Source organism: Microvirga terrae, assembly GCF_013307435.2.
GTDB lineage: Bacteria > Pseudomonadota > Alphaproteobacteria > Rhizobiales > Beijerinckiaceae > Microvirga > Microvirga terrae.
In genome coordinates this window covers 3,681,338-3,698,784 of sequence record NZ_CP102845.1, presented here as the reverse complement: position 1 = coordinate 3,698,784, position 17,447 = coordinate 3,681,338, and the positions used below count along the sequence as shown (strand labels likewise).

The window sequence follows — 17,447 nt, the reverse complement described above, 5'->3', positions numbered from 1 at the left end:
GGGATTCGTTCGATGCCCCGCGTTGAACTGCGCATCGCCCGACGCGACCCGAAGGGCCGCGTCAGCGAAAAACCGGGGCCACATTTCCGCACGATGCGCCTGAGGCGTTAGTTAAAGCGCCATAGGCCCAAGAGCAACGGCCAAGCTCCGGACTTTTTTCTGCTCAAGCTTCCCAGCCGGTTGTCTTTTGCCTATAGAAGCATAGCTTTCGCTTGATTGTCCTGGCGCGTTGCGCGGACCCGTGGATCCCGTTTTCCACGCTCCGCCGCCCGCCAATCGATAGGAGGGAGCATCGGCCCTGCCTGACGAGTGGCCTCCACTGTCAGGTCCGATGCTCTCGGTTTGCGTATGATGGAGACGGCATGATCATCGCTCTTCTGGCCCTCGCTCTGGCGATGATCGTAGGTGGGCTTCTCACTGCGTTCTTTGGATGGGATATCGTTCTGGTCGAGCGCGGCTGGACGATGGTGATCGCCGGGAGCGTGATGGCGGCAAGCGGCGCGCTCCTGCTCGGGATCACGGCCGCCGTCTCGAAGCTGGCGAAGATCGAGGCCCGGCTGTCGCAGCTCCGCGGCGGCGTCGGCGAAGCGGCACTTCAGAGCGCGCCGAAGGGCTCGGGCGACCTTTCGCTGGCAACGCTCTCCGGCGGCCTCGTGGCCGGCGCGGCGACCGCCGAAGCCGATGAGGACAAGCGGCCCGACGAGGCCCAGCCCACCCTTCCACTTTTCGAGGAGGAGGGCGCCGGGGAGGAGGCCAAGGACGAGGTCAGGGTCGCGGCTTGGCCAGATGAGCCGCGGGCGACCGAGCCCGTCGTGCCGTTCCCGCCCCGGACGAGCCCGACGCCCGTGCCCATGCCCGACCGGGATGAGGACGAGCCCGACCTGAAGGTGCCCGACTTCCTCCTGGCGGACCGGGACCGCGACACGGACGAGGAACCGCGGGTCGTCGACGGCGCCGATCTGTATCAGCGCGATCGGAATCAGCGCGACTTGGACGAGCGCGTCCTCGAACCGCGCGATCTCGACGAACCCGTGGAGCCGAAGGAGCCGGTCGTCGAACCCGTCGTCGCCGACGATGACGCGGAGCCCGACCGGGAGCACGCCGAGGCGGCCGATGCCGCCCGGGAGGACGAGCCGGACGACGAGGCCGCCTCCGACGAGCCGCGTCCTCCCGTGGTCGTCGGAACCTATAATTCCGGCGACAACAAATACGTGATGTTCTCGGACGGCTCGATCGAGGCGCAGACCCCGAGCGGGGTGTTCCGCTTCAAGTCCCTCGACGAGCTGAAGGAGTTCATCGCCGCAGGCGGCGAGGGGAACTCGTCCTCCGCTACCTGAAGAGGGGAGACAGGGCGCGGAAATCGTCCGTGGCGGCCGCTTCCATCCATTCGAAGACCGCCATTTCGGTCGTCACCCAATGGCAGCCCGCGTGAAGCAGGCGCGCGCAGGCGGCCGCGACGCTGTGGGGCGAGCGGCTCGACACCGCATCCGCAACCACGAAGACATCCAGGCCCGTGCCTCGGAACTCCAGGGCGCTTTGCAGCACGCAGATATGGGCCTCGGTTCCGCAGACCACGAGCTGATTGCGGCCGCGGCCGCGCAGGTCTGCGACCCGCTCGGCGATCGGCGCGGTGCGGGCGGCGGAAAAGCTCGTCTTGGACAAGGTGGCCGCTTCAGGCGGCAGCGCCTCCTGGACCGGCGGCACGGTGGCGCCGAGGCCCTTGGGGTATTGCTCGGTCACCGTAACGGGAACGTCGAGGCGCTTGGCCGCTTCCAGGAGGATGTTGACGTTGCGCAGGACGGTCTCGCCATCATGAATGGCCGGCATGAGCCGGGCCTGGAGATCGACGACGAGAAGGTGGGAGCGTTTCGCGTCGAGCAGCATGGGAGACCCTACATGTCGGGGTTGAATGTCGGATGGCTGGTCGGGATCGGCATCTGCATGGAGAAGCGCAGCCCTTCCTCGAGGAACTCCATGGAGACTTCGGCCTGAAGCTGCGCGGCCAGCACGCGCTGGAGCAGGCGCGTCCCGAAGCCCTGACGGGTGGGCTTGCCCACGCGCGGCCCGCCATGCTCCACCCATGTGAAGTGCAGCGTCGGGTGCTCCTCGTTATGGATTTCCCAACGCACGTCGACCTGCCCGCCGAAGGTCGACAGGGCGCCGTGCTTGGCGGCGTTCGTGGTCAGTTCGTGGATCGCCATGCCGATCGGCACCGCCGCCTCGGAGGGCAGTTCGAGATGCGGCCCCTCGATGGTGATGCGGTTGCGCGCCTCGTCCTCGTAGGGGCCGAGTTCCGTCTGGACGAGGTCTTCGAGGGCCGCCTTCTGCCACAGGTCCTCGGTCAGGAGATTGTGGGTGCGGGCGAGCGACACGATGCGGCCGACGAAACCCTGATAGAATTCGTCGATGCTCGAAGCCGTGCGCGCGGTGGAACCCACGATCGCCTGAACGGTCGCCAGCGTGTTCTTCACCCGGTGGTGGAGTTCGCGGATGAGAAGGTTCTGGCGGTTCTCCGCCTCCTTGTAGCGCGTGATGTCGATATTCACGCCGACCATGCGCAACGGAGCGCCTGTGTCGTCATAGAAGAAGAGCGCGATCGTATCGATGGTGCGGACCGTCCCGTCGGGACGCCGGATCCGATAGGCCAGGTTGATCTCGGGGTCATGGCGCGCGAGCGCCTCGCCGATGGCCTTGTTGGACGGCGCCAGGTCCTCCGGGAGAACCGCCTCCTCCCAGCTCGAGAAATCCTCCCCGAACGTGCCTTTCTCGAGGCCGAACAGGCGCTCCTGCTCCTCGGTCCACGTGACCTTGCCGGACGGGACGTCCCAGTCGAACACGCCGATTCCGGCAGCCCGCTGCGCCAGGGCCAGGCGTTCCTCGCTGACGCGCAGGGCCGCTTCGGTCAGCTTCAGGTCATGGATGTCGACGCTCGTGCCGACCCATCCCCTGAACTCTCCCGTGGCGGCGTTGTGCACGGGGGCGGCCCGGATGATGTGCCAGCGGAAATCGCCCTCCTTGGAGCGGTAGCGGACCTCCGTCGTATAGGGGGTCTCGTTCGCCATGACGGGCTTCAGCTCTTCGGTCATCCTCACCCAGTCGTCCGGGTGGATGGCCGCCGTCCAGCTGTGTCCCAGGGCGTCCTCGGGCGGCAGGCCCGAATAGGCGACCCACCGTTCGTTCGTGTAGGTGAGTTCGAGATTGGGCTTGACGATCCACACCAGCGCCGGGAGCGATTCCGCGATGAGCTTGAACCGCGCTTCGGTCTCGCGGAGCTTCGTCTCGGCCCGGACTTTCTCGATGGCCAGCCAGGTGCGTTCCGCCACGTCCTCCACGAGAGCGACCTCGTCGCTCGTCCAGTCGCGGGGCGTCGACGAATAGACGTAGAATTCGGCGATGAAGCGCCCGTTCTTGTGAATGGGCACGAGGAAGCCCGAACGCGCATTGATGGTGCTGTAGAAGGCCTGCAGGGCCGGTTCGCCGAGGCGAGGATCGCTTCTCACGTCGTTGATGACGGCCGGCTCCCCGTGCCGGAGAGCATCGATGATCGGGCCGGCATGCTGGTCGATCTTCTCGACCTTGCCCTCGTTGGTGATGAGCCCCCAGGACCACTCGCGTTCGACGATGATGACGCCGCGATCCTCGTAGACCTCGCCATAGCCTGCCGTGTCGACCTTCAGGAGCTTGCTCACGTTGCGCGACGCGATCTCCATGATCTCGTATTCGTCGTCGATGCTGCTGATCTGGTCGTTGAGCTTGAGGAGGAATTCCTGACGGCGCTGCGCTTGGTCCATTTCCTCCCGGAGCCTCTGCCGCTCCCGGATGTCCTGCAGAACGCCCACGAAGCGGACCGGCTTCGTGCCCTCGAAGACGATGCCGCCGCGCACATGGACGTGGCCGATGCTTCCATCCGCCTTCAGGATCCGGTGCTCGATGTTGAAATCCGTCCGGGTGCGGAGCGCGTAGGCGATCGCCTGATTGATGCGCTCGATGTCGGCCGGGTGGAACATGGCCTGAAGGTCGGGATAGGTGAGCTTCGCCTCGGGCGGAAGCCCTAGATACAGCTTGAAGGCCGGTGTGCCGGTCACCTCGCCGGTTTCCAGGTCCCGCTCCCAGGCGCCGAGCCGGCCGATCTCGAGAGCCATCCTCAGCTTCATATTGCTCGACCGCAGCGCTTCCTCGGCCTGGGCCAGCCGGGTCTCAAGCTCCGCGACGCGTTGCCTGTCGCCCTCTCGCGGGGCGACGACGTCTTCAACGGTCAAACTGCCGCGCTCGGTCATCTGTCGGTACTTTCAAGGTCACTCTGCACGCTCTGCGGCCTGCCGCGCCGCTGCTCCCGCTGTGTTACGTTTTCACATAGCGCGTCGGATCAATTCTGGAACCCTTGAACGCATCGGATCGCGAACGCATAGGCGAGGGCGACTTCCTCGAGGCGGTCGAACCGGCCGGCCGCGCCCGCATGTCCCGCCTCCATGTTGAGCTTGAGCACGACCGGGCCCCCGCCGGTCATGGCGGACCTGAGCCGCGCGACCCATTTCGCAGGCTCCCAATAGGTGACCCGCGGGTCCGTAAGCCCGGCGAGAGCCAGGATCGCCGGATAGGCCTGCGGCCTCACATTGTCGTAGGGCGAGTAGGACAGGATCGTCCGGAACGCGGCCTCGTCGGCGCCCGGGTTCCCCCATTCGGGCCATTCCGGCGGGGTGAGGGGCAGGTCGCTGTCGAGCATGGTGTTGAGAACGTCGACGAACGGCACCTCGGCGATGATCCCGGCGAACAGGTCCGGCGCCAAGTTGGCCACGGCCCCCATGAGCATGCCGCCCGCGCTGCCGCCATGGGCCACGATGCGCCCGCGGGACGTATAGCCGGCCTGGACCAGAGCCTCGCCGCAGGCGATGAAATCCGTGAACGTGTTCGGCTTCTTCTCGCGCTTGCCGTCCATGTACCAGCGCCAGCCCTTTTCCGTGCCGCCGCGGATATGCGCGATGGCATAGACGAAGCCGCGGTCGACCAGGGACAGGATCCCGGTGCGGAAACCTGCCGGCATGGACATGCCGTAGGAGCCGTATCCATAGAGCAGGCACGGGGCGGAGCCGTCGAGCGCCACCCCGCGGCGGTGGACCAGCGAGACGGGAACCTGTTCGCCGTCGGGCGCCGTCGCGAACAGCCGTCGCGTCACGTAGTCGGCCGGGTTGTGCCCGCTCGGCACCTCCTGGCGCTTGCGCAGGACGCGCTCGCCGGTCCGCAGGTTGTAGTCGGTCACCTCGCTCGGCGTCGTCATCGACGAGTAATGGTAGCGGATGACGTCCGTGTCGAATTCGTAGCCGGCCGAGAAGCCCAGCGAATACGCCTCCTCGGCGAACGCGACGGAGTCCTCCCGGCCGGTGGCGAAGTCCCGCAGCACGATGCGCGGATTGGCGTTCTCCCGCTCCAGCCGCACCAGATAGCGGGCGAGCGCGACGACGGACAGGATCATCGTGCCGGGCCGGTATGGCACGAGATCGGTCCAGAAGGCACGTCCCGGCGTCGCGACCGGGGCCGTGACGATCTTGAAATCCTCTGACCCGTCCGCATTGGTGAGGATGATCAGGCGGTCGCCGTGATGCTCGACGTCGTACTTCAACTGCGGCGTGCGCGGCTCGACGAGCCGGGGCGAGGCCGAGGCATCAGCCCGGTCGAGCAGCCAGACCTCCGAGGTCTCATGGTCGCTCGCCTCGATCAGCACGAAGGCGTTCGACTGGGTGACGCCGAGCTTCACGAAGAAGCCCGGGTCCTTCTCCTCGTAGACCACCTGATCCTGCTCGGACCCGGTACCGAGACGATGGCGCTTGACCCGCACGGGGCGGTGGTTCTCGTCGAGTTCGACGTAGTAGAAGCCGGACGAATCGTTGAGCCAAACGGCGCCCCCGGAGGTCTGGAGCACCGCGTCCGGGAGGTCCACGCCGCTCGCGAGGTCGCGCACGCGGATCGTGAAATACTCCGAGCCCTTGAGATCCGCCCCCCAGGCCATCAGCCGGTGGTCGGGCGAGTGATCCGCCCCGCCCAGGTCGAAGAAGGGATGGCCTTCCGCCTCCCTGTCGCCGTCGAGCATGATCGTCTCGGGGCCGCCCTCGCGGGGCTGCCGGCAGACGAGGGGGTGCTGTCCGCCCTCCCGGAAGCGGGTGAAATAGGCGAAGGGCCCGTCCGGCTCGGGAACGGTTGAATCATCCTCCTTGATGCGCCCGCGCATCTCGGCCACGAGCCGGGCCTGGAATTCCTCCGTTCCGGCAAAAACCTCCGCCGCGTAGGCGTTTTCCTGTTCCAGGACGGCTCGGATGGAAGCATCCAGGGTAGCGGGGTCCTTGAGCACGTCCCGCCAGTTGTCCGCCTTCAGCCACGCGTAATCGTCATGGACCCGGATTCCGTGCAGGTCGACGACGTGCGGCCGCGCCGGGACCGACGGCGCCGCGGGCAAGGGACGAGTGGCAAGGCGTTCGATGTTCATGAAAGTGTCCGGGCAAATCATCAAGAGGCGGGATTATGCACAGATAACGATAATTTCCCATGCTGGGTCCCGTTTGCGCCCGTGGGCGTAAGCTCCGTGCAAAGACAAGCGCCTTTCTAGTTACTTCTTCAGATCGGAACGATGAAAATTCTGTGACGAAAGCCTTAAACTGCCGCCAAAGGCATTAACTGTTCAGCGTAGGTTTATTGCATAGTGAAAGTTGATACGAAGTTTTCCAAAGTTTTCCTTTTGCACATCTTGCAATGGGGCTGGATTTGACATACTTGGACGAGCGAGCACGATTTCTGTGCAAGTACGGTGCGGCTCAAGGAAGAAGCAAGCATAGCTTCAGACAAGAATGCTCAATTGTAGGCTGAAATGCTTTTTTGAGTCATTCCAAAGAGCCGGAAAGGAAGAAAATCAAAATGAGCGACAACATCGCTGCTTCGAACTACATTGAGTTGGCTGCAGATATCGTTTCGGCCTATGTGAGCAATAACTCTGTTCCTTCGGGCGATCTGCCGACGCTGATCAACGACGTTCATTCGGCTCTTCTGCGTGTCGGGGGCGGCACCGTGGAAGCGCCCGTCGAGGCTCCGAAGCCGGCCATCCCGGTGAAGAAGTCCGTGACGCCGGATTACATCGTCTGCCTCGAGGACGGTAAGAAGTTCAAGTCGCTGAAGCGCCATCTGCGCACGCAGTACAACATGACGCCCGAGCAGTACCGCGAGAAGTGGGCCCTGCCTGTCGATTACCCGATGGTGGCTCCCAACTACGCGAAGGCCCGCTCGGAACTCGCCAAGGAGATGGGCCTCGGCCAGCAGCGCCGGAAGCGCCGCTCCTCGCGCAGCAGCAGCTAAGCCGGACCGCGTCCGCGCTGACATTAGCCGCCCCGAGGGGCGGCTTTTTGCTTTTTGAAGCCGGCCGGATCCGTCGCGCGCGCCCTTTCGGGCGCGAATCGGCTGCGGTAGGCCGCCGGGCTCGTGCCGAGCCGCGTCCTGAAGTGGTGGCGCAGGGTCGCGGCGGATCCGAACCCCGTCGCGCCCGCGATGTCCTCGATGGACCAGCCCGTGGATTCGAGCAGTTCCCGGGCGCGGGCCAGGCGCTCCGCCAGCAGCCATTCCCCCGGCGGCAGGCCGGTCGCTGCCTTGAAGCGCCGCAGGAAGGTGCGCACGCTCATCCCGGCCTCGGCCGCGAGCCGCGCGACCGGCTGCTCCTCGCCGAGCCGCGCCCGCATGCGGTCGAACAGGGGGGCGAACCGCAGACCCTCGCGGGCCGGCGGCACGGGACGCTCGATGAACTGCGCCTGTCCGCCTTCGCGATGGGGCGGCACCACGAGGCGCCGGGCGAGCCGGTTGGCGATCTCGGGCCCGAAATCGGTTCGCACCACATGCAGGCACAGATCGATTCCCGCCGCACTGCCCGCCGAGGTCAGCACCCGGCCTTCGTCCACGTAGAGAACATCCGGCTCGACGATGACGTCCGGGTAGAGCCGCGAGAGGTTCTCGACGTGGTGCCAGTGGGTCGTCGCGCGCCGGCCCGACAGCAGCCCCGTCGCAGCAAGAGCGAAGACACCGGAGCAGATGGACATGAGGCGTGCTCCTCTTTCGTGAGCCAGCCTCAGGGCTTCCACGAGCGCCGGTGGAACGGGCTCCGCATGGGCGCCCCGCCAGCCGGGAATCACGATGGTGTCGGCCTCATCGAGCAATTCGAGCCCGCCATCCGCCGTGATCTGAAAGCCCCCGACAGCCCGCAGCGGTCCGGGCTCGATGGCGCAGACCGCGAAGCGATACCAGTCCGGGCCCATTTCCGGTCTCGGCAGGCCGAAGATCTCGACGGCAATGCCGAATTCGAATGTGCTCAGCCGGTCATAGGCGAGGGCGACGACGAAGCGGTTTGGCATGATGTTTACGTCTGTTGGCAATGGCGCCACTTCTCACCATGACGGTTTCGCGGAACTCTGGCGATGGCTTTTCCAAAGGAGGTTGCCATGCCAACGAGCCCCGTCGCGGCCATTCCGGCCGCCGCTCCGCCACGGGCGGCGGAGCATTTCGCCAGTCGTCTCGCGTTCGAAACGGATTGTTCCGACGTGCACGAATCCCTGTCGGCCGGAAGTGAGGACTTCGTGCTCCTCGACGTGCGCGGGCCCGGCGCCTACGCGCGCGGCCACGTGCCGGGGGCGCTCCATTGTCCTCATCGCGAGATGTCGGCGGACCGCATGGCCGCCTGGCCCGAAACCACGCTCTTCGTGGTCTATTGCGCCGGTCCGCACTGCAACGGCGCCGACCGGGCGGCTCTGAAGCTGTCCCGGCTCGGGCGCCCCGTCAAACTGATGCTCGGCGGGGTGACAGGTTGGGCCGACGAAGGATTTGCCTTCGCTCAGGGGACGGATCCCGGGTCTCTGGCGATGAGTCCCGCAGCCTGATGCTGGCAGGGTCCTCGGTCGTCCAGGCCGAGGACCCTTTTGCGGCGTTCGTGCGGTTGGCGGACCGGCCGTCCGAGTTATCCTCAGTCTTATCAACAGGTTTGAATCTTCGTTGACAACTAGGAATATGCCCCCACTATCAGGCTGGAGGGAGAGAGACCCTCCTTAATTTGTTTATAGGAACAAAACATGAACATTGACGATCGCGATGAGGTTCATGAAACGATTGCAGAGCAAGGGATTCCTGCCTCCAACAGCACCCGTGCCGGGAGGCGCTCACGCAAGCAGGCCCGCCGGGACGGGACGGTCGGTGGACAACCTACAGGCGAAATTCTGTCCAGGGAGGCTTGGCGGCTTCTGACGGCGCTCAGCCAGCCGGAGACCTGGGCTATGGTCGACCCGACGGATATGGCGAAGGTGCTTGTCCACAGGCGGCGCTCGGGGATCTCCGTGGGGGCAGGGAGCTTCGCCGCCACGGCCGCCGAGGCTCTCGTGCGTCACGATCTCGCCCGCTGGGAGCCGTCGGCGTCCGGACGCAGGGCCCTGGCGCGGACCGCAGCCGGTGAGGCCTACCTGCGCCGCGTGAGCGCGCCGGATGCCGAAATGGCCTTCCTTCACCAGCATCACGAAACGGAACTCGCCACCGTCGCGACCGACGCGGGACCGGCGCGGGTGAGGGTCGATTCCGAGGAAAGTCCGCTCGACTGGCTGCGCCGCCGCAAGGGCCGCAACGGCGAGCCGCTGATCGACGAGGCGTCCTATCAGGCGGGCGACCGCCTGCGGACCGACATCATGCTGGCGGGGCTTCTGCCGGGCGTGACGGCACGCTTCGACGGCATGCCGAAGAGCGCCGGCCCGGTCACGCCGGGCGAGGCCACGGACCGGATGGTCGCGGCGCGCCAGCGGCTGCGGAACGCCTTCGATGCGCTCGGGGGCGACTTCAGCGACCTGCTGCTCGACCTGTGCGGCTTCCTGAAAGGCCTGGAGCAGATCGAGCGCGAGCGCCAGTGGCCGGCGCGCTCCGCCAAGGTCGTCGTGCGCTTCGCCCTCGCGCGGCTCGCGGAGCATTACGGGATCGAGGCCTCCGCCCGCGGTCCCGCCGCTTCGCGGGGCATCCGGGCCTGGCAGGCGGTGGTGATCGACGGCGGACGGCTCTGAGGGAGCCCGGTCAGGCTCCCGTCATGGCCAGCCCCGTCCCGTATCTGTCCCACCAGGGCCACCCTCCGCCCGTGCTGACGCCCTCCACGTCATGGCCGAGCTTGTCCGGACCATCCCAGGGTCGTTCCGTCACCCTCGACGTCATGGCCGGGCTTGTCCCGGCCATCCCGATCGGAAGAGCGTGGCGCGTCTCGATCGGGATCACCGGCACAAGGCCGGTGATGACGTGGAAGTGGTGGACAGGTGTGGGTGCGATGATGTTCCACCTTTGTTCTTGACAGCAGGTGCAAGCTAAGCTATATCGTTGTTCAGATCGGTTCCTTCGAGGGGCGCGCTCGCGAGGCGTCGCAAGTGTGGGAGCCGGCACGGTCCTGCGACAGGCTTCGCACCCCTGGGCGCGCAGGAGGCCGACCTTGGGCTCTGCCCAGCTGGTCCGCCTGAAAAGAACCGTGCGCGACGAGCAGCTTGGCTCTCGCTTATCACCTCAGACATCGAGCCGGGCTGCCACTCGCGCCACCCTCGATCATCCTGCAGGCTCGCAGCGCAAGCTGCGGGCCCGCTGGTGCTGCTCTTTGACAGCGCACAGATCACAAACCGGCACCGCAGCGTGACGCTCCCCCGTCCCACCAACCTCTCACGTCATGGCCGGCCCTGTGCCGGCCATCCCGATCCGGGAGAGCGCGGCGTTCCAAACGATCGAGATCACCGGGACAAGCCCGGTGATGACGAGGAGGGTGTCAGGATCGAGAGTGTCAGGACCCACAATGCCGATCCGGACGGGCACATCGCCTCACAGGGGCGGAACCACCGGTCCAGGGCCGGGAGCGGGTTGTCCGGTCGACCGCCGCGTATCGGCCCTCAGGTGGCCGCCAAAGCCATCTGGGCGTCGCGGCGGATGCGCTCGACCATGGACCTGACGCCATTGGAGCGCTGCGGGGTCAGGTGCTCCGACAGGCCGAGTTCCTTGAACAGTCCGAGCGCGTCCGTCGCGAGAGCGTCCGAGGCCGTCTTGCCGCTGTAGAGGGAAATCAGGAGCGCCACGAGGCCGCGCACGATATGGGCGTCGCTGTCGCCGCGCAGATGCAGGACGGGATTGCCCTCCTGTGGGTCGAGATCGGTCTGGAGCCAGACTTGGCTGGCGCAGCCCTGCACCTTGTTGACGTCGTTATGCGCCTCGTCGGGCAAGGGCTCCATGAGCCGGCCGAGCTCGATGAGGTAGCGGTAGCGCTCCTCCCACTCGTCGAGCAGGTCGAAGTTGGAAACGATGTCGTCGATGGTCGGCAGCATGGCGATCCTGCGGTGTCTGCCGGACATATAATCATCGCCGGTCCGTTTGGCGACCGAGGGCGCCGCCTTTACATGCGAGGCTTGGACGCAGCCGGCGCCCGATCCTCCGGCCGCAGGGTGTCCGTCGGCTTGGTGGGACCGGCCGCCGGGAAGCCGGAGGTGGTCAGGATCTTGTCGACAACGGCCTGCTTGGCGCTGTCGGGAAGGGCCTTCCAGACGGTCTCGAGATGTCCGGGCCGATTCTCCGCGGTCGACTTCTCGGGAGTGGCTTCGCTCGTCTTCGGGGCGAGGAGGGCCTGGAGATCGGCCGTTCCCTCGCCGTGCTGGCGCACGGGCGAGTAGTAGAAAATGGCCCCGACGATGAGGATGAAGCGCAGAATCGAAAACATGAGGCGGTCGGGTGCTGAAACGAGGATCGATGCAGCATCATAACGGAGTTGGGCCGGCTGCGCCCGGGAGGCGCGCGAGGAATCTGGAAACAGGATGAACGAAGTCTTGCCGGGCCAGCGCTGCGCCAAGTCTCTGAAAACAAAGTCGAAATTTTGGGCGCCTGAGGGCCGGGCCGGGCCGGCCGCTTGGGCCGGGCCCCGTTTCGGCCGCACGGCCGAGGCAATTAGGTTTCGCTTAAACCGGCTCTGTCAGGCTTTGCCGTGAGAAAGACAGAAAACGGTGCCTGGACGCCTTGCCTTGCGGGACGTGAAGACCAGAACGACATCCATCTTCGAAGACGGAAACGACTGCCTTGCGTGAAGCTTTTGTCGACCATCCCGATGACGACCTCGACCTGCCGGCCGTCGTGCGCCGGAAGGCTCCGGCCCGACCGACCCAGAAGCGCGCGGCCAGGCCGCCGCGCAGGCCGGGCCTCGGCGAGAGGGCCGCGTCCTTCGTGGTCGAGCATCCGCGTCAGATCCTGGCGGCCCTCTTCCTCACCGGATGCGGCGGCATGATCGCCTGGAACGCCCTGGCGCTCCAGATCAGCCGCCATCCGGCGCCGCTCTTCACCACCCGGGAGGTCGTGCTGGCGCCGGAGCCGGACACCGAAGCCGGAATCGCCCGTCCGCTGCCGCCGGCCCGTCCCGGCTCCAGGCCCGCCGACGAGCCGGCACAGGCGGCCGCGCCTCATGAGGCAGTCGCCCATGCCCCTCCGGAGGCGGCGCCGGCCGCCGTGCCGAAGCCGCCCGCCCGCAGTCCCATCGCCGAGATGATCCGCAACGGCGGCCAGCCCGTCGCAGCTGCGCCTGTGCCGGCGCGAGCCCCGCAGGCCTCCGCTCCCGCCGCGCCGGTCCCGGCCGCACCCGCGCCTGCCGCCCCACCGGTGCGCAGTGCCGCGCGCGATCCCATCGCCGACATGATCCGCATGGGCGGCCCGGTCCCGGTTCCGCCCGGCAACGTGGGCAGGCCCGACCAGGGCGACGTGGTTCTCGCCGGCCAGCGTGCCCTCGCACGGCTGGGTTACAGCGTGAAGGTGGACGGGCTGATGGGCTCGGGCACGCGGCAGGCCATCGAGCGCTTCGAGCAGGACCGCCGGCTGCCGGTCACCGGCGAGCTGAACGCCAGGACCGTCCGCGAGCTCTCCGCCGCCTCCGGCGTCGCGGTCCCGTAGTGTCCCGGCTCCGCTCGGACTTCTGGGTGTCCGCCTATCTGCGCCGGTGCTCGGTGGAAGGTGTCGACGCCGCTCTGCGCAAGCGCGGCGCCGCCGAGGCCGGTGCGATCTTCATCAAGGTCGATCAGCTCGACGGCACCGCGAGCCTTTACGGTCCCGCGCCGCAGCTCTTCCTCGACGAGAGCGGCGAGCGCCTGTTCGCGCCGATCCTGCAGGGCGTGATGCCCCTCGACGTGGAGGAGCGCATGGCCCGCGAGCTCCGCTTCGACCCGGACCTCTGGCTGGTCGAGGTCGACGACCGGGCAGGGCGCCATTTCCTCGACCTTGCGGCAGACGATTAGGCGACTGGCCAAAGCCTGCAGGTCGCACCGGCCGCCGGCTTCAGCGAGGGCGTCGACGATGCGTCGAGCGCGCTGCCGAGCAGGGGAGAGAACCCGGGTGCAGTCGCCATGGCGACCATGGTCAGCGACAGGGCGTTCGACAATGCTTCGCCGTCGAAGACATGCGGCGATTTTCTCACTCGCTTCGTCCAGATCGTAGAAATGCCGGCGGGGCGGTCCGACGCTGTCAGAGAGGGCGGCCGACGCTCATGGTCGCGCGGAATTCGGCATCGTCGTCGATGAACATGTCCTCGGTGCCGGCGCCCATCGCGTCGAAGAAGCGGCTGACGAAGCAGCGGAAGGCGGCGCACAGGGCGATGTCGCAGATCTGCCGGTCCGAGAACCCGGCCGTGCGCAGCCGGTCGATGTCGGCCGCGGTGACCTGGGAGGCCTCCTGTACGACCTTCTCGGCGTAGGCCAGCATCGCCACGTCCCGGTGGGGCAAGCCCGCGGTCCGGAAATCGCGCTGAACCGCCAGGACGGTCTCCTTCGAGCCGAGATCGGCGATGAGCTGCTTGCTGTAGACATGGGAGCAATAGGTCGACGGGATGTGCTTTGCGGCGATCAGCGTGATCAGCCGCCATTCCCGCAATCCGAGCGAAAAGCCTGCGCGGATCCGGTCCGAGAAATCTGTATAGATCGGCAGGAGATCCGGCCGGGCCGTGAAGCATTTCGCGGCTTCCATCACGAAACCGAGCTGCGCTTTCTGCTTTTCGTAGATTTCCGCGACCTGGCCGGTGGCTTGCTCTTCCTCGATCGTGTGCAGGTACATTCGACCCTCCGGGCAGATCGCCGATGCAGGCAATCTAGCAGAATGCCGGTCGGTCCGGCAGTCATTCCCATGGCGTCGTGGGACGATGGGCGCGAATCTCTTCGGACACTACGCGAGGACTTCCCCGGAGAATACCCTGACATCCAGGATGGACTCGACGACCACGAGCGCGACGGGAGCGGGAACGTCGCGCAGCTCCCGGATCAGCTCCCGGATCGTGGAGAGTGGATAGGACAGAGCCGGGTGCAGGGTGAGGAAGATCCTGATCGCGTCCCTTCGCGTCACTCCGAGGGCCTTCAGCGCGAGAGCAAGAATCCGATGGCGTCCGATTTCGAGGAGACGCCATTCCGTCGAGGCGGGAAAGCCGAAAAGCGTGGTGAGGAGATGCTCGAGCCGACGGTCGTCGCCCTTGAGACATGTGGCCAGCAGATCGGCCAGATCCTGCTCCGTCAACGTGAACGCCACCGTGGCGCGCCGGTGGGCCAGGGCCTGTGCGACCCGGTCCCGGATGACCTTGCGACGCTCCGGATCGGCCGTGAGATAAAGGGATGCCAGAGCTGACGTCGGGAGGTCGGCGCGTGTGAGAAGAAGGGACGCGAGGGCGGGACGGCAGCGGGCACGCCGCAGGAGATCTGCGAAAGACGCGGTGTCCGGAGCAAAAGCCGGGTTGGCCGCGAGCGCGTCCTCGACCGCGCTCTCACGCAATGCGAGCAATCGCGGGATGGCTGCCGCATCGATGTCCGGCTGCGATGCCAGGGCGAGGCGTCCCTCGGGCGTCGCCAGCTGCTTCGTGCCAAGCGCCGGCGGCAGCCGTGCCGCGTGCCGGAGCACGATCGCGCGCACATCGGGTGAATGCCGCGAAAGGTAGTCGAGCACCGAGATTGGCGTATCCGGGCATGGTGCGAGGATGCGGGCCAGCTCGAGAAGGGTCGCAGAATCGGCCTTCGGCAGGAAGCCCAGGACGAGGGTCTCGAACGTTTCGATGCTCTCGCGGTCGCGCGTCGGCGCGGCAACGAACATGTCCGCGTTCACTTTTAGGAGAGCAGAGCACGCATCGGATCGGCCCGCCGAGGACCCGAAACCGGACAGGTCCGACCACAGATCGGGATTGGCAGAGGGCACCATGCTCACACTCGCTTCAACGCAGCCGAGCGAAGGCTAGGAGCCCTTCCTTAGCGCATCTTTAATGGGAGGCGGCCACCCGGTTCTAGGCGTCCTCCTCAGGGAACATAAGCGCGGCAGTGATTGTTGTTTTCATGTCAGGGCAAGCAATTTTCTGCAGCGCAGAGCCCCGCGGAAACGAACTGTTAACCATAGGTCACTTTTTGTGAGTCAGTCATAGAGGCAGTCAGTGGCACGATAGAGGAGGGCACAATGCGAGACGTCTGGACCAGATCACCGGGAGTGGTGATCGCCTTTCCGGATCATTCCGAGCGTCCACAGCGCCCAGTTCTGTCCGCCGGCGAGCCTCGAGGCGAGATCCTTCTCTTCACCGGCGTGCGCTATGAGCGGCCTTCTCCCAACCCCGGTCCTTCCCGTCCCCTGGCCTCCAACAGCCCGGGACGTCGCCGCTCGTAGTCCATCCTGATTTTCATGACGATGAGGCGCCGTTAGGCGCCACGCGGCGGGCTTGCCAGACGGTGCATCATGAGCGCCGCATCCGGCCCGTAGCTCGCAAGTTTCGCCTTCAGGCCTTCTGCGGCCAGCACGCGAAAGCCAGCTTTCTCCCAGAACGTCTGAGACTTGTTGACGGCGACGAGCGACAGATTGTCGAAGCCGGCCTCCCGGGCGTGAGCAATCAGCCTGTCCGTCACCTGCGCGGCGTAGCCCCTGCCGCGCGCGGTCGGCAGCAGGGCTACGTCGTGGATGTAATAGGTCGTCGGGCTGGACGGGAGTTCCCCCAGCATCCTGTTCAGCCGTGGCGGCTCCCCGAGGTGCCAGGGATGGGTGAACGCGTACCCGATGGCGTGTTCATCCTCGGTCAGCATGAAACACCCCGTTGGATAAAGACGCTGACGTTCGGCCAGCACGGCCCTGTCTTCCGGGTGGTCGACATGGATCATGTCCGCGAGAACCTGCACCTGGGCGAGATCCTCGGGCGTCATGAGGCGCCAGGCCATAGGGTCAGGGGTCCTGCTCGGCCGTGCAGGACACGGCCTTGGCGGCTTCCTCGGCCTGCGGCCGCAGACTCGGGCTGGGAGCCGCCACGCGCACGATCACGAAGCCCTGCTGTTCCGGGGCGACGATCCGGACGTCGCGCGACGGGTCGTTCTCATCCTCGGCGGCGCGTGCCTCGTCGAGCTGACGGGCCGTCATGGCGACGATCTCGAGTTCGCCCCGCACGGCGGCACGATCGGTGACGGCAAAGAACACGCCGCCCGACTCCTTGTGAAACGAGAAGGATAGCGGGAGCGACCCGGTCTGAGCCGCAACGCGCATGGGGCCGTTGCGCAGGTCGAACGCGCAGGCCGCCACGGCGACGGCCGGATCCGGGCGCGGCAGCCAGGTGCTCTCGCCGCCCGGTGCGCTGATGATCTGCGCCTTGTCGGCGGTCAGCGTGCTCTGGACCTTGGCGAAGGCATCCTGTTCGGCAAGGTACGGACTTGCGAGGATGGCCGCGATATGAACCCCCGCGGCGATCACGATGCCGCACAGCGTGGCGATGAAGAAGCGACCGAAGCCTCTCATGATCCGCACCCCAGGCGCTGGATGACGGGAAAATCCACCTCTTCCAGGTTGGCGCCGGCGGCCCCGGGGGGATCGTAGAGCCGCAGGGCGATCGCGAAGGATCCCGAGGCGGGAAGCTGGAGCCAGTTGCCAGGCTGGAGCGTGCGGGACAGGACGATGCTGAACCGGTCCTGCGTGTCCCGAAGCAGTTCAGCCGAGGTGAAGCTCCGGCGTCCGAGCTCCGTCACCGGAAGCCGCCCGTCTCCGTCGTAGAGGGTGAGCGTCCAGACCCGCGCGACGGGGGCGACAGCCCCGACCGCGTAGGTGCAGGCAGAGTCGAACGGCATGCCGTCGCTGTCGGTCCGGGCGGTGAAGCCGAGCCCCTCGCCGGTGGCGAGAGGAATGTCGCCGCGCCGGGCGAGGATCGCGCGCATGTAGGGATCAGCCTCCGGCGATCCGAGCTTCGGCCAGGCCTGCCAGGGGCCGAGACGCAGGCTTCCGAAAGGCGGGTCGCCGTTGATGGCCCAATAGGCGGAGCCCAGCCCCAACCCCAGCGCCAGAAGCAGCGCATAGACGACGAGAAAGGCCGTCGGGACACGTCTGACGGTCAGGGATGACGCCGAGCGCGATGGCGCACGCATGGACGCGGCCGGATGGGCGTTCGTCAAGGGAGCCTC

20 protein-coding genes are annotated in these 17,447 nt (G+C 66.6%); 6 read left to right on the top strand and 14 right to left on the bottom strand.

The features are described 5' to 3' along the window. Nucleotides 1-362 precede the first annotated feature (362 nt). Nucleotides 363-1,337 (top strand): hypothetical protein, encoded by a 975-nt coding sequence (locus HPT29_RS17440; RefSeq protein ID WP_173945551.1) that lies wholly within the window; start codon nt 363-365, stop codon nt 1,335-1,337. Here the strand turns inward: HPT29_RS17440 and HPT29_RS17435 are convergent. The 3 genes from HPT29_RS17435 to HPT29_RS17425 all read right to left on the bottom strand — a co-directional run bounded on the left by HPT29_RS17435 (nt 1,330) and on the right by HPT29_RS17425 (nt 6,478). Beyond that, a complete protein-coding gene (locus tag HPT29_RS17435; RefSeq protein WP_173945550.1) occupies nt 1,330-1,884 on the bottom strand; it encodes a hydrolase in 555 nt (184 codons plus the stop codon). The genes HPT29_RS17440 and HPT29_RS17435 overlap by 8 nt on opposite strands. 8 nt (nt 1,885-1,892) lie before the next feature. Continuing rightward, on the bottom strand, nt 1,893-4,259 hold the full coding sequence (locus tag HPT29_RS17430) for a PAS domain-containing protein (RefSeq protein ID WP_173945549.1): 2,367 nt from the start codon (nt 4,257-4,259) through the stop codon (nt 1,893-1,895). A gap of 107 nt (nt 4,260-4,366) precedes the next feature. After that, nucleotides 4,367-6,478: a S9 family peptidase gene (locus tag HPT29_RS17425; RefSeq protein ID WP_173945548.1), complete on the bottom strand. Its 2,112-nt coding sequence runs from the start codon at nt 6,476-6,478 to the stop codon at nt 4,367-4,369. 425 nt (nt 6,479-6,903) lie between these two features. On the opposite strand from HPT29_RS17425, the gene HPT29_RS17420 reads away from it, so the two are divergent. Next, a complete protein-coding gene (locus HPT29_RS17420; protein ID WP_036352441.1) occupies nt 6,904-7,338 on the top strand; it encodes a Ros/MucR family transcriptional regulator in 435 nt (144 codons plus the stop codon). A 23-nt stretch (nt 7,339-7,361) separates the two neighbouring features. Here the strand turns inward: HPT29_RS17420 and ftrA are convergent, their stop codons facing one another. Then, entirely contained in the window at nt 7,362-8,402 is a 1,041-nt protein-coding gene (gene ftrA / locus HPT29_RS17415) for a transcriptional regulator FtrA (protein WP_432807256.1), read from the bottom strand. A gap of 66 nt (nt 8,403-8,468) precedes the next feature. Here ftrA and HPT29_RS17410 point away from each other — a divergent pair, with 66 nt between their 5' ends. Together HPT29_RS17410 and HPT29_RS17405 are read left to right on the top strand one after the other, a co-directional pair. Continuing rightward, nucleotides 8,469-8,903: a rhodanese-like domain-containing protein gene (locus tag HPT29_RS17410; protein WP_173945546.1), complete on the top strand. Its 435-nt coding sequence runs from the start codon at nt 8,469-8,471 to the stop codon at nt 8,901-8,903. Nucleotides 8,904-9,092: 189 nt separating this feature from the next. Beyond that, nucleotides 9,093-10,061, top strand: a complete 969-nt coding sequence (locus tag HPT29_RS17405; RefSeq protein WP_259060130.1) for a DUF6456 domain-containing protein — start codon at nt 9,093-9,095, stop codon at nt 10,059-10,061. Between the two features lie 10 nt (nt 10,062-10,071). Here HPT29_RS17405 and HPT29_RS17400 read toward each other — a convergent pair whose 3' ends face one another. The 4 genes from HPT29_RS17400 to HPT29_RS17385 form a co-directional block, all read right to left on the bottom strand. After that, nucleotides 10,072-10,206, bottom strand: coding sequence for a hypothetical protein (locus tag HPT29_RS17400; RefSeq protein WP_259060129.1), 135 nt, complete (start codon nt 10,204-10,206; stop codon nt 10,072-10,074). Nucleotides 10,207-10,695: 489 nt separating this feature from the next. Continuing rightward, a complete protein-coding gene (locus tag HPT29_RS17395) occupies nt 10,696-10,824 on the bottom strand; it encodes a hypothetical protein (protein ID WP_256439503.1) in 129 nt (42 codons plus the stop codon). A gap of 95 nt (nt 10,825-10,919) precedes the next feature. Then, on the bottom strand, nt 10,920-11,375 hold the full coding sequence (locus HPT29_RS17390; RefSeq protein WP_259060128.1) for a SufE family protein: 456 nt from the start codon (nt 11,373-11,375) through the stop codon (nt 10,920-10,922). 41 nt (nt 11,376-11,416) lie between these two features. Beyond that, on the bottom strand, nt 11,417-11,737 hold the full coding sequence (locus HPT29_RS17385; RefSeq protein ID WP_173947031.1) for a hypothetical protein: 321 nt from the start codon (nt 11,735-11,737) through the stop codon (nt 11,417-11,419). Between the two features lie 353 nt (nt 11,738-12,090). Here HPT29_RS17385 and HPT29_RS17380 point away from each other — a divergent pair, with 353 nt between their 5' ends. Further along, nucleotides 12,091-12,951, top strand: coding sequence for a peptidoglycan-binding domain-containing protein (locus tag HPT29_RS17380; RefSeq protein WP_173947030.1), 861 nt, complete (start codon nt 12,091-12,093; stop codon nt 12,949-12,951). Beyond that, nucleotides 12,951-13,292, top strand: coding sequence for a DUF1491 family protein (locus tag HPT29_RS17375; RefSeq protein WP_173947029.1), 342 nt, complete (start codon nt 12,951-12,953; stop codon nt 13,290-13,292). The genes HPT29_RS17380 and HPT29_RS17375 overlap by 1 nt, the downstream gene beginning before the upstream one ends. Here HPT29_RS17375 and HPT29_RS17370 read toward each other — a convergent pair. From HPT29_RS17370 to HPT29_RS17345, 6 genes are all read right to left on the bottom strand, one after another. Beyond that, complete coding sequence (locus HPT29_RS17370; RefSeq protein WP_173946974.1) at nt 13,289-13,471, bottom strand: hypothetical protein; 183 nt, start codon at nt 13,469-13,471, stop codon at nt 13,289-13,291. The two genes, HPT29_RS17375 and HPT29_RS17370, sit on opposite strands and share 4 nt — an antisense overlap. Before the next feature lie 47 nt (nt 13,472-13,518). Next, complete coding sequence (locus HPT29_RS17365; RefSeq protein WP_173947028.1) at nt 13,519-14,103, bottom strand: carboxymuconolactone decarboxylase family protein; 585 nt, start codon at nt 14,101-14,103, stop codon at nt 13,519-13,521. A 108-nt stretch (nt 14,104-14,211) separates the two neighbouring features. After that, entirely contained in the window at nt 14,212-15,123 is a 912-nt protein-coding gene (locus HPT29_RS17360) for a hypothetical protein (RefSeq protein ID WP_173947027.1), read from the bottom strand. Between the two features lie 590 nt (nt 15,124-15,713). Continuing rightward, the gene (locus tag HPT29_RS17355) at nt 15,714-16,223 is read right to left on the bottom strand and encodes a GNAT family N-acetyltransferase (protein WP_173947026.1); all 510 of its coding nucleotides are present in this window, start codon (nt 16,221-16,223) and stop codon (nt 15,714-15,716) included. Between the two features lie 4 nt (nt 16,224-16,227). Next, nucleotides 16,228-16,791, bottom strand: a complete 564-nt coding sequence (locus tag HPT29_RS17350; RefSeq protein ID WP_173947025.1) for a DUF1254 domain-containing protein — start codon at nt 16,789-16,791, stop codon at nt 16,228-16,230. Then, nucleotides 16,788-17,438, bottom strand: a complete 651-nt coding sequence (locus HPT29_RS17345) for a DUF1214 domain-containing protein (protein WP_173947024.1) — start codon at nt 17,436-17,438, stop codon at nt 16,788-16,790. The genes HPT29_RS17350 and HPT29_RS17345 overlap by 4 nt, the downstream gene beginning before the upstream one ends. Nucleotides 17,439-17,447: the final 9 nt, after the last annotated feature.

Bases quoted from the DNA above. Each gene is read 5' to 3' on its own strand.
- HPT29_RS17355 (WP_173947026.1), bottom strand. From the start codon at position 16,223: ATGGCCTGGCGCCTCATGACGCCCGAGGATCTCGCCCAGGTGCAGGTT.
- HPT29_RS17360 (WP_173947027.1), bottom strand. From the start codon at position 15,123: ATGTTCGTTGCCGCGCCGACGCGCGACCGCGAGAGCATCGAAACGTTC.
- HPT29_RS17425 (WP_173945548.1), bottom strand. From the start codon at position 6,478: ATGAACATCGAACGCCTTGCCACTCGTCCCTTGCCCGCGGCGCCGTCG.
- HPT29_RS17390 (WP_259060128.1), bottom strand. From the start codon at position 11,375: ATGTCCGGCAGACACCGCAGGATCGCCATGCTGCCGACCATCGACGAC.
- HPT29_RS17440 (WP_173945551.1), top strand. From the start codon at position 363: ATGATCATCGCTCTTCTGGCCCTCGCTCTGGCGATGATCGTAGGTGGG.
- HPT29_RS17405 (WP_259060130.1), top strand. From the start codon at position 9,093: ATGAACATTGACGATCGCGATGAGGTTCATGAAACGATTGCAGAGCAA.
- HPT29_RS17410 (WP_173945546.1), top strand. From the start codon at position 8,469: ATGCCAACGAGCCCCGTCGCGGCCATTCCGGCCGCCGCTCCGCCACGG.
- HPT29_RS17420 (WP_036352441.1), top strand. From the start codon at position 6,904: ATGAGCGACAACATCGCTGCTTCGAACTACATTGAGTTGGCTGCAGAT.
- HPT29_RS17365 (WP_173947028.1), bottom strand. From the start codon at position 14,103: ATGTACCTGCACACGATCGAGGAAGAGCAAGCCACCGGCCAGGTCGCG.
- HPT29_RS17385 (WP_173947031.1), bottom strand. From the start codon at position 11,737: ATGTTTTCGATTCTGCGCTTCATCCTCATCGTCGGGGCCATTTTCTAC.
- HPT29_RS17435 (WP_173945550.1), bottom strand. From the start codon at position 1,884: ATGCTGCTCGACGCGAAACGCTCCCACCTTCTCGTCGTCGATCTCCAG.
- HPT29_RS17350 (WP_173947025.1), bottom strand. From the start codon at position 16,791: ATGAGAGGCTTCGGTCGCTTCTTCATCGCCACGCTGTGCGGCATCGTG.
- HPT29_RS17400 (WP_259060129.1), bottom strand. From the start codon at position 10,206: ATGACGTCGAGGGTGACGGAACGACCCTGGGATGGTCCGGACAAGCTC.